Below are 17,911 nucleotides of genomic sequence, written 5' to 3'. Positions count from 1 at the left end.
GGCGTGATGGTCAGGCCGTGGCGCGTTGTTGCGGCGCGGCAACCTCGGCGAGGACGCGGCTGAGCACCACTTCCGGGGTGGAACCGGCAAATTCGGCTTCCGGGTCCATGACAAAGCGGTGCGTCCAGACGTAGGGGGCAAGTTCCTTCACGTCATCGGGCAACACATAGTTGCGCCCCTTGGCTGCAGCCCACACCTTGGCCATGCGGACCATGGCAATGGCGCCGCGGACGGAAACTCCCAACCGGGTTTCCGGGGCGTTGCGGGTCTCCTCGCACAGGCGCGAGACGTATTCGAGCACCGCGGCGTCGGTATGCGTTGTCGCGGCCAAATCAGCCATTTCGGCGATGGCCGCCGGAGTGATGATGGCCTGCAGCGTGGACGTCCGGTCCCGCTGGCTGGACCCCGAGAGCAGTTGCACGGTGGAGGCGTGGTCCGGGTAGCCGATGGAGGTCTTGATCAGGAAGCGGTCCAGCTGCGCCTCGGGCAGGCGGTACGTGCCCGCCTGCTCAATGGGGTTCTGGGTGGCCAGCACCATGAACGGGCGGCCGGTCTCGTAGGTGGTGCCGTCCACGGTGACCCGGGACTCCTCCATGACCTCCAGGAGCGCGGACTGTGTCTTGGGGGAGGCGCGGTTGATTTCATCGGCGAGCACGATCGTGGCGAAGATGGGTCCCTTGTGGAACTCAAAGATCTGCGTTTTCTGGTCGTAGATGGTCACGCCTGTGACGTCGGAGGGCAGCAGGTCCGGGGTGAACTGGATGCGCGAATGCGTGCCCTTCACCGTGGCGGAGAGCGCACGCGCCAGCATGGTCTTGCCCGTGCCGGGCGCGTCCTCAAACAGGACATGGCCTTCGGCCAGCATGGCGGAGAGCGTCAGACTGATCACGTGCGACTTGCCCAGGACCGCCTGGCCCACATTGGCAACCAGTTTTTCAAAGGTTCCAGCGAACCAAGCGGCCTGTTCCGGCGTCATGGACATGTGCTTCCTCTTTCATTCGTGTTTGGTTCGTGCAATTCACTGCGTGAAAACCTGGACTAGTTTATCCAGTAAGTGGCGTTACCCGGTATTTCCCGGCCATCAGCAGTGCAGGTTTCCCTTGACGCTGACGGTATCCGCCCGCACCCAACGGTTATTTTGCGGTCCGCCGGTCATCTGGTACCAGCCGCTGGTCCCCCACGGGCTGCCGCACTTGCCGACGGGAACGTATCCGTCGGAGTAGGAGAGCCACGAGCCGCCGGATGTCTTCCCGCCACACGTCTTCGGGGGCCCCTGCCGGAAGATGTCCCCCTGGTTCGTGGCCTGGGTGCACGACCTGTTGGTGGACTGCGTGACGCGTACCTCGTTCTTGGGTTTGGGCGGGTCAGGTTTGACTCCGCTCCTGGCCGTCACTTTGTTGATGGGACCGGCGGTGCCCACCGAGTTCCGGGACTGGACCTGGATGACTATGCCAGTTGAGTAGCCTCCGGTGCCAACGGAGCCGCTGCCGGAACCGGCCGTCTTCCAACCACTCCAGCCGCCGCTGCCTTCCTTGATCCTGACTCCGGCAGAGTCCACCGACCCCGATGGCGCGCTCCAGTTGTAGTACGCGTTCTTGTCGCCCTTGGAGCTTCCCTTGGCGGAAACCCCAGGCGTTCCCGCCACGCCGTACGGCGTCACCGCGTTCGACGGCGCCGAGGCGTTGCCGGCCGTCGCAAACGCCGAGGATTTCGCATACACCGTGACCCTGGTGGCCTTTCCGTTGGGGGCCGCCACCTGGCTCCCCGGGTTCACCACCACATCGGCACCGGTGGCCGACACCAGGGCGTGGTACGTGAGTTCGCCCGCGGTGGACCCGCCCGTGCCCGTACCGGAGAGCCGGTTGAAGTTGACCGTGATCCGGCCACCTGCGGCCCCGGTGTTGGCAGCCTTGATGCTCACGTTCGCGACCGTGCCGGGCCTGCTGACGGATCGCCTCGCCGCCGACGGCGGGCTGGCATTTGAGGCGGCAACTTCGGTGGTGGCCGTGACCTTGAAGGTGTACCGGCCCGTGCCGTTGGCCAGGCGGACCGTGGCCGTGGGCGCCGTGGTGGTCAGGGACCCTTGCGCCGTCCCGTTGAGGTAGGTGGTCAGTGTGTAGTCCTTCAGGACGCCGCCGTTGAGGTTGGGCTGTTTCCAGTCCACGCGCACCTGGTTTTGGCTGCCCACGGTGTCCACCAGCGTGGTGGTGGGAGCCGCAGGGGTGAACGGCTTGCCCGCCGGCTTCACCGGCGTGGCGGCGTAAGGACTCCAGGCCGAAGGCTTGGGGGCGCTGTTCACGGCCTGCACCCGGAAGGTGTAAGCCACCCCGTTCGTCAGCCCGGACCAGGTGAGCTGGTTGCCCTTGACCCCGGTCTTTTGCGGGTTCTGCCCGGCCGGCGTGGGTGAGATTTGAACGTTGAACGTCTTGACCGGCGAGTATTCGCCCACGGGCGTTCTCCAGCTGACGTCCAGCTTGGTGTCCCCGCGAACCACCTTCGGCGCGGCGGGGGCATCCGGCTGCTGGTCCGGGACGGCCTTGGCCGAGGCCGGCGAATAGTTGGATTCGCCCACCGCGTTCTTGGCACTGACCGTGAACGTGTACGTTTTGTTGTTGGTCAATCCGGTGATCAGGCAGGTGTTGGTGGCGCATTGCTGCTTGGTGCCGTCATTGCCCAGTACCGTGTAACCGGTGATGGGCGATCCGTTGTCCACAGGAGTGGCCCATTTGAGCATGACCTGCTTGCTTTTGACCTCCATTACGCGCGGCGCGGCGGGAGCGCCCGGCTTGCCCTTGACATTGACGGTAACGCGGCCGTCCACCCAGCGCGCATGGTCCCCCGTCTTGTCCTGAACGGTGTACGTGAGAACCACATTGCCGGTGAAGTCCTCCGGCGCGGTGACGTTGACCTTGTCGCCGGCAACGGCCAGGGCTGTACTGGCGGGCCCGGTCACCAATTTCACATCCACAATTTTCAGCGGCGTATCCGGGAACGGGTTGGTGTCATTGGCCAGCACCGGCACACTTTCCAGACGCCCTGCGTGGGCGTCCGGCACTGAATCATTGTTGGCCACGGCCTTGGGCCTGTTCGACGACGTCACCGTCACCGTCACTGCCGCCTTGACCGGCGGGTTGTGCCCGTCGCTCACTTGGATCTCAACCGTTTGAACGGAGCCCAGCGGCGCGTCCCTGCCGGCAGAGACGTCCAGCTTCGCGCCGTCGAGCCCCACCTTCAAGCCCTTGGGTGTGTCCCCGGCGAGGCTGAACTTCAAGGCGTCCTTTTCAGGATCGGTGGCCAGCAGGGCCAGGTTGGCCTCGGTGTTTTCGAGCTGGGCCACCGCCAGCTCGGTGCCGGAGAGCTTGGGCGGCAGGTTCTTCGCGGGTGCCGGAGCGACGTCGGTCATGACGGTCAATGTGGACTTCAGGCCTGCGGGATCGTCCGGCCCGGTGCCGTCGGTGACCTCAAAAGTGATGGATCCGGGACCGTAAAAGTCCAGGTTGGCCTTGTACTTGATGGTGCCGCCGTCCTTGGACAGCATGTCCTTCCCGGACGCGCCCACCAGCTTAATCTTGTCCGCCTGGGTGACCCGCGGGGTGTGGCCGCTGCGGACCTTGACGTAGTCCTTGATGTTCAGGCTGGCCGTGTTCCCGGCCTGGACCTTGATGACGTCGCTCTTGGCCAGCACCGGGTACTGCTGTCCCAGGCCGGGCACCCAAATGATGGCGGTGGAGCTGAGCTTGTCCTGGTCGGTCACGGTGTAGGGCACCATTTGCGGGGCCTTCGTATGCTGGACCGACAAGGTGCCGTCTGCGTTCACTGACGCCGTGGGCGTCGGACGCGTCAGCGTGACCTTCAGGGCATCGGCCACGCCGTCCGGGTCCTCGTCGTTTTTGAGCACGGGCACGTTGACGGTGTTCCTGCCCAGCGCCTCCTGCGTCGTGACGGTGTCGTCACGGGCGATGGGTGCCCGGAGCGGGGCGTCGGGGGTGACATTCATGCGGATGCTGGCCTGGTCCGTTGCCCCGGAGGGGTCGGCCACGGTGTAGCCCATGGTGGCGACGCCGGTCGTTTTAGGCGAGGTGACGATGACCCTGCCCTGGTCACTGAGGTGCGCGGCCATCTCCTTGGGCCCGTTGAAGCCGTTCCTGACGACGGCGAGCCTGTCGCCGTCAGGGTCCGAATCGTTCAATGCCACGTCCAGCGCCACCTGTCGGCCGGGGCGCATGGAGATGAAGTCATCCTCGGCTTGGGGCGGATGGTTGGTGGAGTCGGCCTTGGCCACGCCCACTTCCACCGTGCCGACGGCCTCGGCGCCGAGCCGGTCGCGGACCTTGTAGGTGAAGGTGTCCGTTCCGGCGGAGTTGCCGGCGGCGGTATAGAGGATGAATCCGTTGCCCTGGACGGCCGTGCCCAGGGACGGCGCCGTGTCGATGCCTGCCAGCTGGACCGAATCGCCGTCGGGGTCGATGCCGTCCAGCGGGATCTGGATGCGCGTCTGGCCGCCGGCGATAACCCGCCCCTGCACGTCTTTCGGGGAGGGGGGCAGGTTGTGTTCGGGGTCGGCGGCGATGATGTTGATGGTCACGGCGGCGGAGTCGGACTGGCCGGAATCGTTCGTGACCTTGTAGACGGCGGAAACACTGCCGGCCGTGGGGCCCGCCAGGAAACGCAGCGTGTCCTGGTCCACCCACAGCTTGCCGGCGTCCGCGTCGGGGCCCTGCGTGATGTCAGGGTGCTTAAGGAGGTCGCCGTTGGGGTCGGTGTCGTTGGCGAGCACCGGGATGCGGGCGACGTCGCCCGCACGGACAGTGACTGTGTCGGGGTGTGCCACGGGAGGCTGAAGGGTGGAGGCCGAGGGGATGCGCACCACGGAGATGGCGCCGGTGGAAGTGCCCTGGCCATTGGCGACCGTGTAGTGGATGGTGACGGGCTGGCCCGGATCGCTGACGTCGGTGAGCTTGACGACGTTGTGGTCCAGGACGCTGGCGGTGACACCGGCATCGGCCGGGGCGTCGACGGACTTGACCACGAGCACTCCCCCGGCCGGGTCGGAGTCGTTGCCGAGCACGTCGACCAGGGTGGAGCCGCCGACGGGGAGCAGCGCCGTGTCCTTGACGGCGACCGGGGCGGAGTCCTCCTGGGCGGGGACCACGTCCACGCGGATCAGGCCGGTGGCGCTTTGCGGCCCATTGGTCACCTGGTAGGTCAGGTAGGTGGCGCCCACGGTTTTGGACGTGAAGGAGAACGTTCCGTTGTCGGCGATGGGCCCGGCTGTGCCGGTGGCCGGCTTGTCCACGCTGGCCAGCCGCAGCTCGCCGCCGGCCGGGTCCTGGTCGTTTTTTAGCGGCTCCACCGTCCCTGTCTGTCCGGCCACGACCCGCAGATAATCGGCGTTGGCCACCGGGGGGACGGCACCGGCCGGCTTCACACTGACCTTGATGGTTTTCTCCACGATGGCGCGCGTGTCGGAGACCTTGACCGTGACGGTCTTGATGCCGCTCTCCTGGCCGTTGTCCAGATACGTCAGTTCGCCGTCCGGCGTGAATTTCACCTCCGCGGTGGCATCCCCTGCCGTGGCGCCGACGAGGAAGATGTCGTCGCCGTCGGGGTCGATCATGTCCGAGAGCACGTTCTGGGTGATCGACTGGCCCTGGGCGACCACCATGGTGGTGGCCCGCAGCGAAACGGGCTCGGCGTTCTCGGTCTCCGGCACCACGCGAACGGTGACGGCGCCCTTGGCCGTGCCTCCGCGGCCGTCATCGGCGGTGTAGGCAAACGACTCCGTGCCAGCCGGGGCATCCGCGGGAGTCACCAACTGCAGGCCGGTGCCCCCGTACACCCTTTCCACGGTCCCGGACTTGATGCCGGCGGCGCTGTCGCGGACGGTGAGGACGTCGCCGTCGGGGTCTGAATCGTTGTACAGCACGGGTAGCAGGGTGGTGCTGCCGGCGCGCACGCCAAAGCTGTCCGGCACCGCGACGGGCGGCCGGTTGGGCTTGGTCCTGTCCGGCAGCGTGTTGACCACATTGGGGTCCGCGGACTCCTTGTCCGCGTTCTCAACATTCTTTTGGGCCGTGGTGAGGTCCTGCCAGTTGTTGACCAGCATGAGGTTTTGGTTGACCAGCCACACATCGCCGCCGGCCATGTCGTTGAGCACCACAACGTCCCGGTTTTTCCGGAACACCAGCTGCGACTGACCGGAGGCCTTGGGAATGGCGACGGGCTTGGGGTCCTGGCCCTTGCAGTACAGCAAATATTTGTTGGCACCGTTCCACGCCGCGTGCACGCACCCGTCCTGCTGGATCGGGGCGATGGCCTTGCCGGTTCCACCGGAGGCAACAGTGGTTCCCTGGCCGCCGTCGAGCGGCTGGACCACCAGCCCGCGGCCCGTCTCCACGGCGACGGCGTCCCCGTCGGCACTGCGCTGCTGGAGCATGCCGTCGGCGCCGTTGGGCACCGTGGCCTTCTTGTTGCCGGGCAGGAACAGCGTGCCGCTGCCGGGATCAAACACCACGGGCTTGGCACCCACGACGCTCAGCTGCAGATTGCCGGAGTCCGGCAGCCCGTCAATCGTGGCGTCCCGGGAGTCGAGCACCTTGCCGTCGGCGTCGACCCGGGAGGTGGTCAGCACGGCGGTCTTCGCGTCAACGACAAAAACGTCGCTGGCGCCGTCGTCGTCCTTAAGCCCGACGGCGGCCTGCACGTGGGTTTTCTTCGCCACCATGGGCTTGCTGGTCTTGTCGTTAAACGAGGGCACCGCGGAGTTGGGCAGGGCCCACACCTTGCCGGCGGCCGGGTCCGCAATGACGGCGAGGTCCGTGCCGAGGGACACGCGCTTGGAACCTGCCAGTGCCGTGTCCTCGCCCAGGGCCATGGAGGGAACGTCCACCTGGTTAAGGAGGGTGCCGGAGTCGTTGTCCATGAACACGGTGCCGGCCTGCTGGAGCACGTCGAAACCGGACGTGGTGGCCGTGAAGCCGCCGTCGAGCACCTTAGATTGGGCGTTGAGGTGACCCACCAAGTTCATGCTGCGGTTGGTCACCCAGACGCTGCCGTCGTTCAGGTCCACGTCCGCGGTGTTGAATCCGGGGTAGATGACGGCGCCCGCCACCACGGCTGCCGAGACGGCAAGCGCCGCGGAAACGGAAAGAAACTGCTTCCTGCTGCTCCTGTTGGACAAGCGCTGCAAAGCCATGAATACCCTTACCCCCACCCGATCCCCAGGACCGGACATGAAAATACTGTTGACGAAAGACCCGCCGAACCTTCCGATTCACGCGAAAGTCGATTCACGCAAAAAATTGCGACCCGGCTCCCGGACCACCCTACGTAGTGTGCCAATAAACCGGCACCCGGTGCAATGGAGACTTCTCCCCATCGCACCATGGTGCAGTCACCAGCCGTGGGGCGATGGGCACTCGGGCATTGACGGGGCCGGCTACCACCCATGAGGCTGGGGGCATTCCGGGATGGGCTGGTTGCGCTGATCCGCGCTGAATGAATCCCAGCGGGCAAACAAGTTGTCGTTGGCTGCATTCGGGCCGCTTTGCTGCCTGTACCACTTGCCCGGCACCGAACCGCTTCTGTTGACATAGCAGTTGGTGACGATCGTATTTCCTGGGTTGAGCCAATACTGGGAGCTGGAGCAGTCGCCATTCACCCAGTGGGTGCCGCCCAACGCGTCCATACAGGTCCTGTCCCCAACGTTGTGAGTCATGTTCCACTGCGTGACCGGCGGCGGCGGGGGCGTCTTGGCCCCGCTGGTGGCTGATGCCGCGGCCACGGGTCCGGGGGTGCCCACCGAGTTCAATGTTCTTGCCTCGAACTTGGCGGGGGTGCTGAAGCCGCCGGTGTTGAAGGTCCCGCTGCCATTCGCGGCCTTGGTGACCCAATCCCCGCTGTTGATGCGGACCTGGATGGCCTTGGCATCCACGCCGCCCGGGGTGCTCCAGGAATAGCTGACCCAGGTGTCATCCTGGCCGCCATTGGTAGCAGTGACGTTGGCCGTGCCCGGCGCGCCGTAGGGCGTGTCGGTTTTGGACGCCCCGGAGTAGTCGCCGTTTTGGCTGCCCGAGCCGCCGATGGGACGTACCGCCACGTTGGCATAGACGGGAGACCCGTTGGGCGATGACAACGTCACGCCGGACTGCACATTGCACGTCTCGCCCGTGGTGGACAGCTTCACGCAGTAGGTGACTTCACTGGCCGAATACCCATTGAGCTGGCCTTCGCCGAGCGCGTTGAAGGTGACCTTGACCGCCCCGCCAGCCCCAGTGGTTCCCACCAGCGCCAGGCTGGGTGCCGAAGGCGTCCCCACCTTGCCGAGCGCCCGCTGGGGTGCCGACTTGGGCCCCCATGCACTGGTCCCGGCCTTGTTGGTGGCGCGAACCCGGTACTGGTAGCCGGCGGTGGAGGTGCCCACGGAGACCGCCTGGTTCCGTGCCGCCGTCGGGATGATGCGGCTCGCCTTGCCGCCGCCGGAGACTTCCAGGTCATAGCGGGTGATGGGGGCGCCATTGATGAACGGCTCGTTCCATGCCACATTGACCTGGCTGTTGGAACCGACGGCCGGCTGCGTCTGCACCGTGGGCGTCGCCGGAGCGGCGGGCAGCCCCGCCGGGACCACAGACGCCGAATACGGTCCCCAGTCCGACGGCTTGGGCGCACTGTTGACGGCCTGCACCCGGAACTGGTATTCAGTTCCGTTGCTCAGCCCGGGCCAGGTGAGCGCCGTGCCGGAAACGGCTGTTTTTTGGCCGTTCTGTCCCGCCGGGGCCGGGGAGATTTGCACGTTGTAGGTCTTCACCGGCGAGAACTCACCCACGGGGGCAACCCACTTCAGGTCAACCTTTCCGTCCCCGAAGGTAGTTGTCGGGGCGGCCGGCGCATCCGGCCTGCGGTCCGGTGTGGCCGTTGCCGAGGCCGGAGAAACCGGTGAGGTGCCCACCACGTTGGTGGCCGTGACCGTGAACTTGTACGGTTTCGCGTTGGTCAGGCCCGTGATGGTGCAGGTGTTGGTCCCGCAGTCCTGCGAGCCTCCCGGCCAGGCCACGGCGTACTTCGTAATGGGGGCGCCGTTGTCCGCGGGCGTGTCCCACGTCAGCAGCACCGCTTTGTCCTTTTCCTCCGAGATCCGCGGCTTGGTGGGCGCGTCCGGCCGGCCCTTGACTGTGATGCGGATCCGCCCGTTGGCATACCGGTCCGTGTCCTTTGTCTTGTCCTGGACTATGTAGCGCACCACCACGGTGCCCTTATAGTTCTCATTCGTGTTGACTGTCACCGAATCGTCATTGTTGGTGACGGTGATGCCGGCGCTGCCGGTCTCCACGGACGTTCCCACCACTTTCAAGGGCGTGTCAGGAAACGGATTGACGTCGTTGCCCAACACCTTGACGACCTCTGCGCGCCCTGCGTGGGCGTCGGTGACAACGTCGTCATTGGCCACGGGAAGCGGTTTCGAGGAGGACGTCGCCTTCAGTACGACGTCGGCGCTCACGGGAGGATTGGTGCCGTCCGTGACCTGCACGTGCGCCGTGCCCGCTGTTCCCACCTTGGTGCCGTCGGCTTGGGAAACGGTCAGGACGCTGCCGTCCAGTTTCACCTTGAACCCCGCCGGGCCGTTGCCGGCCAGGGAGAACTTGAACTTGGCCTTGTCCCCCGGGTCAACGTCAAAGGCGAACGGCGCAACATCGAGGGTGGCAGATTCCTGTTGCGGGACATCCAACGTTGATCCCGTGAACGTGGGCGGGGTGTTCTTTTTTGGTTTGTCCTTGGGCGTTTTGGCGTTGGGCGCGGGATCCACCAGCGTCATGACTGTCAGGGTCGACTTCAGGCCGTTGGGATCGTCCGGGCCCGTCCCGTCCGTCACTTCGAAGGTGATGGACCCCGGACCAAAGAACTTCAGGTCCGGGGCGTATTTGATGCCGGCGCCGTCGCTGGTAATGACGTCCTTGCTGGGCGCGCCCAGCAAGGAGATTTTGGACGCCTCGGTCAGGCGTGGGGTGTGCCCCGCGCGGACCTTGACGTAGTCGGCCAGCTTCAGCGTTGCCGACTGCCCGGCCGTGACTCGGATGACGTCGTGCTTGGACAGGATGGGATATTGCTTGTCCAGCCCGGGCACCCAAATGACGGCTGTGGCCTTGAGTCCGTCCTGATCTGTCACCGTATACGGGATCATCTGATCAGTGGGTATCAACGGCACGCGCACCGCACCCTTGGAGGTCACTGTGGCGTCCGACGCCGGCTGGCCGGGCACCGTGTCCAGGGCCACCTTCAGTGTCTCCGTCACACCGTCGGGGTCGGCGTCGTTGTCCAGGACGGGCACGTCCACGGTGTTCCGGCCCAGCATTTGCGCTACGGTGACCCTGTCATCCCGGGCTATGGGGGCGCGCAGCGGCGCATCCGGGGTAACTGTCATGCGGATGTTGCCGGTGGCCCTGGCACCGAACTTGTCCGCGACCGTGTACAGCATGGTGGCGGTGCCCGGCTCCTGCGGGCTCGTCACCACCACGTTGCCGGTTCGGTCAACGGACGGTTTCATCACGGACGGACCCTGGAAGCCGTTCTTCACCACGCCGATCTGCCCTCCGTCGGGGTCCGAATCGTTCAGCGTCACGTCCAAGGCAACCTTCCGGCCCGGGCGGATGGTGATGAAGTCATCCTCGGTCACCGGCGGCCGGTTGACGGTCAGCGGCGGCGCCACGCCGACGTCGACGCGGGCAACGGCCTCGGCGCCGAGCCTGTCCCGCACACGGTAGGTAAACGAGTCGGTACCCGTAGAGCTGCCGCCGGCCGTGTAAAAAATGTAGCCGTTGCCGATCTCGGCCGTTCCCAGCGTGGGGGCCTTGTCCAGTCCCACCACCTCCACGGAATCGCCTTCCGGATCGATCCCGTTCAGCGGCACCGGAATTTTTACCTTGTCGCCGGCGATGACGCGGCCGGTCAGGTTCTTGGGTGCCGGCGGCTGATTGCGTTCGGGATCCGCAGCAACAATGGTGATGTTCACGGGGGCGGAGGCAAACTGGCCGGAACTGTTGGCCACTTTGTAGACGCCCGTGACGGTCTTGGCTGTTTTCCCGGCAATGAAACGCAGCTGGTTTTGGTCCGTGAACAGCTGACCCATGGACTTATCCACCCCTTCCACCACGACAGGGGACTTGAGCACCTCACCGTTGGGGTCGACGTCGTTCTCGAGGACGGGAATGCTGACCACGTCCCCGGCGCGGACTGTGGCGGAATCCGGCTCAACGCGCGGAGGGAGCACCTTGTCCGGCGCCGGGATGCGAATGACGGATATCTCGCCCACCGCGCTGGCCGTGCCGTTGGAAATCGTGTACTTGATGCTCAAAGTGCCGCTGAGGCCGCGGACGTCGGTGAGCTTGACGACGTTGCGGTCGATGATGGTCGCGGAAACCGGGGAACCGTCCGGCAAGGTCACGGACTGAACCACCAAAACACCGCCGGCAGGATCCATGTCATTGCCCAGCACGTCCACCAGGGCGGAGCCACCGGCGGGCAGCATGGCGAGGTCCTTGACCGCCACGGGCGGGCCCGGGTTCCTAGAAGCGATCACGTCAACGCGGATAAGGCCCGTGGCGCTCTGCGGACCGTTGGTCACCTGGTAGTCAAGATAGACGGCGCCGGCAGCAGTGCCGGTGAAAGTGACGGTGCCGTCATCGGCTATTTTTGAGACAGTGGCGTTGCCAGGCTTGGCCACGTTGGCGAGCCGGAGCTTGCCGCCAGCCGGATCCTGGTCATTCTTTAGCGGTGCCAGGACGATTGGTTCGCCCACCTGGGCGCGGTAAAAGTCCGCGTTGGCCACGGGCGGGACGCTGCCGCCGGGCTTCACATTGACCTTGATCTTATGGTCGGTGCTGGCCTGGCCGTCGGAGACGGTGATGGTCATGGTCTTCATGCCGGGCTTTTCGCCGTCGTCGGTGTATTTGAGGACCCCGTCGGGACTGGTCTTGATGGCCGCCGTGCCGTCGTCGGACTTGGCACCCGTGAGGAAGATGTCGTCCCCCTCGGGATCCAGCCAGTCGGAGAGCACGTTCAAGCTCACTGTCTGGCCCTGCTCAACGACGAGCGTGGTGTCGCGCAGCGGCTTGGGCGCGGAATTTTCACTGCCGGGCACCACCCGGATGTTGACGGCCGCGCGCGCAGTTCCGCCCCGGCCATCGCTGGCCAGGTATTGGAAGGTGCCCGCTCCCTTTTTCCCATCCGGCACATTGATCTGCAGGCCCGTGCCGCCGTAGATGGCCTGGACGGAACCGGCCGGCGGGTCAACAGCGGGGGCCTCGACGGTCAGGACGTCGCCGTCGGGATCTGAATCGTTGAAAAGCACCGGCAGGATGGTGGTGTTGCCTGCCCTAACACCAAAGGTGTCCGGAACGGCCACCGGGGGACGGTTCGGTTTGGTGCGGTCCGGCAGCGTGTTGACCACGTTGGGGTCCGCGGAGTCCTTGTCCGCGTTGTCGGCCTTCTTCAGGTCCGCCTTGAGGTCGTCCCAGTTGTTGACGAGCATCATGTTTTGGTTGACCAGCCACACATTGCCGCTGTTAATGTCATTGAGGACCACCACATCCCGGTTCTTGCGGAAGACGAACAGTGATTGCCCCCCTGCCTTGGGGATGTCCACCACCTTGCCGCTGCCTGCGCAGGCGCGGACATACTTGTTCGCTCCGGACCAGGCCGCGTGCGCACAATTGCCCTGCACCACCGGTGCAACGGCCTTGCCGGTGGTCCCCAGCGGCAGGACCTTGCCCGTCGAACCGTCCAGCGGCTGGGTCAGCAGCCCCTTGGACGTTTCCAGGGCCACAAAGTCGGCATCCGCTGAAGGCTGCTGCAGCAATGCGCCCTCGGCATCGGCAACGGCCACCTGCTTGCCGCCGGGCAGGAACAGCTTTCCCGCCTTGGGCGAAAAGGCCACCGGCCGGTTCGCGGCGACGGTGAGCTGGACATCCGTGAGCCCGGCCAGCCCCGCAACTTTCGCCCGCTCCTGGGAGGCAACCTTGCCGGCGTCGTCCATGGAGGTGGTGATCAGTTCGCCGGCCTGGGGATCAGCCGTGTAGATGGTGTCGTCGGGGGCCGTGGCAGAGACGGCGCCGCCCAGCCCGGACAAGATGGGCTTGGTGCCCTGGACGCTGAAGGAGGGGACGTCCGCGTTGGACAGCGCCCAGACCTTGCCGCGGCCGGAGTCGGTCAGTGCCACCATGCCGGTGCCCTGCGAAACGTCAATTCCGCCGCCAAGTGTGGTTTCCGACGCCATGGCCATCATGGGGATGTTGACCGGGTTCAGCAGGGTGCCGGCGTCGCTGTCCATAAACACATTGTTGGCGTTTTGGGTGACGTCAAAGTTGGTGGTGGTGGCCGTGAAGCCGCCGTCAAGCACCTTGGACTGGTCGTTGAGGTGGCCCACCAGGCCAGCCGAACGGTTGGTCACCCAGACACTGCCGTCATTGAGGTCAACGTCCGCGGTGCTGAAGCCGGGGTAAATAATGGCGCCGGTCACCACCGCCGCGGACACCGCCACTGCGGCAGATGCTGTGAAGAAGCGCGCCCTGCCGTTGGAACGGGAGAACAAATCGTTCAATGCCATTGAGAGACCCTTGCTGTTCCGGCTGGTGGCGGCCGGGTGTGAACTTATACGTGCGTGCCGGTGAACTGCCGTAACTGTGACCGTCCTGTCAGCAGCTGCAGGGCAGGCTTCCCGCCTTCCCAGTCTTCAGTGGCAGCCACCATGCCGCAATGGGGAGGACTCCCCCGCTGCCACGTTGGCCGAGACCTGTTGGCGGGCCGCACGGTCGGCCGAATGCTGCCCGTTGACCTTGGGTGTGCTGAACCATTGAACTCAGTGCGACTGGAGGCCTCATCAAAACCCAACGGGAGCCACTCATGTATAGGGTACCGGATTGATCCACTCGGTGGGTTAATGCCAAATGACCACTCCGTTACGGGAGGGCCAGCGTTTGGGGCACCGGCCACAGCGCCGGGACAGGAGTCGGACTTACCGGAGTGGGACCAGCTCCAGCACGTTCTGCTCCACGTAATCCAGGGCCAGGCGGACGGCACCGAGCGTCACGATGGCATCGCCCAGCGTGGACACGGCTACCCTCGGGGGCGTGGGCATGAATTTGGCCAGCTCGTCGCCCAGCGGTCCGAGCAGCACGGCCGCCGACTGTGCCACGGCCCCGCCGATCACCACCAGCTCCGGGTCAGTGAACGTGGCGAGCAGCGCGATCACACGGGCCATCCGCCGGGCGATCCGCTCCAGGACCTGCCCGGCGGCCGCGTCGCCGCGGGCAGCCGCGGAAAACACGGCCTCTGCGGTGACATCCTTCGGGGCTGCCATGTCCGTGACGGCCAGCGCACGCGCCAGGTGGGCAATGCCATCCGGCGTCCCCACGCCCTCAACAAGGTCCAGCTGGCCCACCTCGCCGGCCCGCCCTGACGCGCCGCGCAGCAGGCGCCCGGATTCGATCAGGCCAAAGCCGATGCGTTCGCCAGCGAGCATGACGGCGAGGTCGTCCACGCCCGCGCCGACGCCCATCCAATGTTCTGCCATGGAGGCCAGATCGGCGTCGTTGCCCAACAGCACGGGCCAGCCATGCCGCCCCCGCAGCTCCTCCCGGATGCCAATGTCAAAGTGTTCCCAAAACCTCTGACTGTGGGGGATGTTGCCGTTGCGATCCACGGGCGCCGCAATTCCGATGCCGGCCACCAGCACCGCTTCCGCGCCCACTCCCGCCGCCGCCAGTGCCGCCCGGATGGCCCGGTCAATGGTGGCCAGGCGTTTGGCCACGGGCTCCACGAACCCGCCAAAGCTCTCCGTGGCCTTCCCCAGGACGGCGCCGCGCAGGTCCGCAACAAGGGCGGTGGCCTTGGCCACGCCGAAGTCAAGGCCAACCACCACACCGGCCCGGGCGTCAAATTCAAAGACCCGCGCGGGACGCCCCTTTTGGACGGCCGTCCGCTGGGCCGGCAGCTCGCGGACCCACCCTGCATTGATGAGGTCGTCGCACACGGCAATGACAGTGGCCCGGGCCAGCCCCGTCGCCTCGATGAGGTCGGTTCCCGTAACGGCGGTGCTGCGGCGCATGACGGCGAGCACCGCGCCCATATTGGTGTGACGCAGCTGTTGGGGGGTGCTTGCCGTTGCTGCCAAAATTGCCCCTTGACGTGCCGCCGTGTAATCGGGCTAATATTAGCAGTATATAAATTTAGATTCTAAATAAAAGATCCACACTGCCCGCCGGCACCAGAAAAGGACCCCATGCCTGCCTCCACGCCCACCGCCACCACGCTTCCTTCCAGCAGCCCCCGGGGTCTCTCCACCGACCCCAACTGGTGGCGCCAGGCCGCTGTCTACCAGATCTACCCCCGCAGCTTTTACGACGCCAACGCCGACGGCCTTGGAGACATCAAGGGCATCACAGCCAAGGTTGCCTACTTGCAGCAGCTGGGCGTGGACGCGCTCTGGCTGAGCCCCTTCTACCCGTCCGAGCTGGCCGACGGCGGCTACGACGTCGCCGATTACCGCAACGTGGACCCCCGCCTCGGCACGCTGGACGACTTTGACGAAATGGCAACCGCCATCCACGCCGCCGGCATGAAGCTGATCGTGGACATCGTCCCGAACCACTCGTCCAACCGGCACGCATGGTTTCAGGAGGCGCTTGCGGCGGAAAAGGGATCCGCCGCCCGCGCCCGCTACATCTTCCGCGAAGGCCTGGGCACCAATGGCGAGCTCCCGCCGTCGGACTGGACGTCCGTTTTTGGCGGACCGGCCTGGACGCGCGTGCCGGACGGGCAATGGTACCTGCACCTCTTTGCTTCGGAACAGCCCGACTTCAACTGGGACAACCGCGAGGTCCGCGACGACTTCCTGGCCACCCTGAAGTTCTGGTCGGACCGCGGCGTGGACGGCTTCCGCATTGACGTGGCGCACGCGCTCATGAAGGACCTGACCGAGCCGCTGCCGTCCCAAGCGGCCATCGACGCCCTGGAGAAGCTCCACAACGGCTCCCATCCGTTCTGGGACCGCGACGAAGTCCACGAAATCTACGCGGAGTGGCGCACCCTGTTCAACCAGTACAACCCGCCGCGCACGGCAGTCGCCGAGGCCTGGGTGGACCAGTCCCGCCGCGCCCGCTACGCCACCACCGGGGGTCTGGGCCAGGCGTTCAACTTCGACCTGCTGCAGGCAGACTTCGACGCCGCCCAGTTCGCCTCGCTCGTCACCAAGAACCTCGCCGAGGCCGCTGCCAGCGGAGCGTCCTCCACCTGGGTCTTCTCCAACCACGACGTCGTCCGGCACGCCACGCGCTACGGCCTGCCCCAGGGCACCGTTGGAGGCACTGTTGAGGGCGCCGTTGGTGGCTCCACGGCGGAGGATGGCCAGGGATACACGGGCCAGGACGGCAAGGCCTGGCTGCTGGCCGGCGGCCCCGAAACAGAGCTGGACCGCCCACGCGGACTGCGCCGCGCGCGGGCCGCCACCTTGTTCATGCTGGCACTACCCGGCTCCGCATACCTGTATCAGGGCGAGGAATTGGGCCTGCACGAAGTGGCCGGAATTTCCGACGCCGAACGCCAGGACCCCACGTTCTTCCGCAACGCCGGCGTCGAAATTGGCCGCGACGGCTGCCGCGTGCCGCTGCCCTGGACCGCCACGGATGTCTCCTTCGGCTTTGGCGACGCCCCGGCGCACCTTCCCCAGCCGGACTGGTTTGCCGGTGTCGCCGTCTCGGTCCAGGACCAGGATCCGGCATCCACGCTGGAGCTGTACAGGAAGGCCCTGGCGCTGCGCCCGCGGCTGCAGGCCGCCGAGGAACTTTCCTGGGTGAAGAATGCCAACCCTGACGTACTGGAATTTGTGCGCCCCAACGGCTGGACCGTGGTGACGAACTTCGGCGCCTCCGCCGTTGAGCTGCCGGCGGGAACCGTTTTGCTGACCAGCGTCCCGCTGGCTGACGGGCTGCTTCCGGCCGAAGCCACCGCCTGGCTGGTCCAGCTGGACGGCCCGGTTGGCGTGTTTTGATGCAGGCACAGGCTGTTGCCGTCCGGATCCTTGAACCAGGCAGCCTTTCCGTCCCGAGGACGCAAACGTGGTTCGTGGTTTTCAGCCCGGGCAGGTCGTAGTCCTCAAACATCACGCCGCAGGTGCCCAGGTCGCCAATCGCCGCTGTGATGTCCGGCACTTCGAAGCTGAGGGCCGCGTGCCCGGACGGCTTCGCGGCGGGGTCCTTCATGAGTGCGAGCGTTGCAGACCCCGCGAGGCTAAAAAACAGGTTGCCGTCGGCCGATTGCCCGCGAAATTCCAAACCGAGGGACTCCTCATAATATGTTCTGGCACGGGCCGCGACCGCGACCGGAAGAATGGTTGTTGCCGGGTTGGATGAAAGAAACATTGCCACCATCGCCTCGGTATCGCCTCGGTGAAGAGTGGGATCAATTTTACGCGCGGGCCTCATGGAATGCAGGCGCGTTTCGGGGTCCGCGCACGCGACCCTGCCGGGCGGCGTGCGCGGTCCCTTTCAGCTCTCGGGCACCCAGGACGGGGCGGGTACCCCGGCCCCAGTGAGGGCGTCACAGCGGACAAATTGAGTGTCGATCCGTGTCAACGGGCACTGCTGGCCAGTCACCACCGGCACCATTCCCCCCGACGTTACCGGATCCTGCCTGGCATCGGCAGGGGCAGGGACGACGAAGGCCAGAAGCAGGGCGGCGGCAAGACCCGTCCACCGCGGTGCAGGATGTAAAACATACATGCTCTTGCCTTTCATTGGAGTGTGGATATGATGTCTCCACACTCCTCCCGAACCCGCAGCACAGCATCCGGAACCGCCCCTCAGAGATTCAAGGAAAACCCTGAGATTCCGCGCCCGCCGGCTGTGGCGGTGCGAAACTTATA

The 17,911-nt window shown here is 65.8% G+C and carries 5 protein-coding genes; 1 reads left to right on the top strand and 4 read right to left on the bottom strand.

The genetic code is table 11. The features are described 5' to 3' along the window. Positions 1-10: 10 nt before the first annotated feature. The 4 genes from CVV68_RS12825 to CVV68_RS12810 all read right to left on the bottom strand — a co-directional run bounded on the left by CVV68_RS12825 (position 11) and on the right by CVV68_RS12810 (position 15,163). A complete protein-coding gene (locus tag CVV68_RS12825; protein WP_110501407.1) occupies positions 11-982 on the bottom strand; it encodes an AAA family ATPase in 972 nt (323 codons plus the stop codon). Between the two features lie 99 nt (positions 983-1,081). After that, entirely contained in the window at positions 1,082-7,195 is a 6,114-nt protein-coding gene (locus CVV68_RS12820; protein ID WP_110501406.1) for an Ig-like domain-containing protein, read from the bottom strand. 243 nt (positions 7,196-7,438) lie between these two features. Further along, positions 7,439-13,597 (bottom strand): Ig-like domain-containing protein, encoded by a 6,159-nt coding sequence (locus CVV68_RS12815; RefSeq protein ID WP_110501405.1) that lies wholly within the window; start codon positions 13,595-13,597, stop codon positions 7,439-7,441. Positions 13,598-14,005: 408 nt separating this feature from the next. Beyond that, entirely contained in the window at positions 14,006-15,163 is a 1,158-nt protein-coding gene (locus tag CVV68_RS12810) for an ROK family protein (protein WP_306415693.1), read from the bottom strand. Positions 15,164-15,271: 108 nt separating this feature from the next. Between CVV68_RS12810 and CVV68_RS12805 the strand changes: the two genes are divergently transcribed. Continuing rightward, on the top strand, positions 15,272-17,038 hold the full coding sequence (locus CVV68_RS12805; protein WP_110501403.1) for a glycoside hydrolase family 13 protein: 1,767 nt from the start codon (positions 15,272-15,274) through the stop codon (positions 17,036-17,038). Positions 17,039-17,911: the final 873 nt, after the last annotated feature.

This window comes from Arthrobacter livingstonensis, from assembly GCF_003219815.1.
In the GTDB taxonomy this organism is placed as follows: domain Bacteria; phylum Actinomycetota; class Actinomycetes; order Actinomycetales; family Micrococcaceae; genus Specibacter; species Specibacter livingstonensis.
Note: the sequence above shows the minus strand (reverse complement) of the source record. Positions and strands in the feature narration are given on the sequence as shown.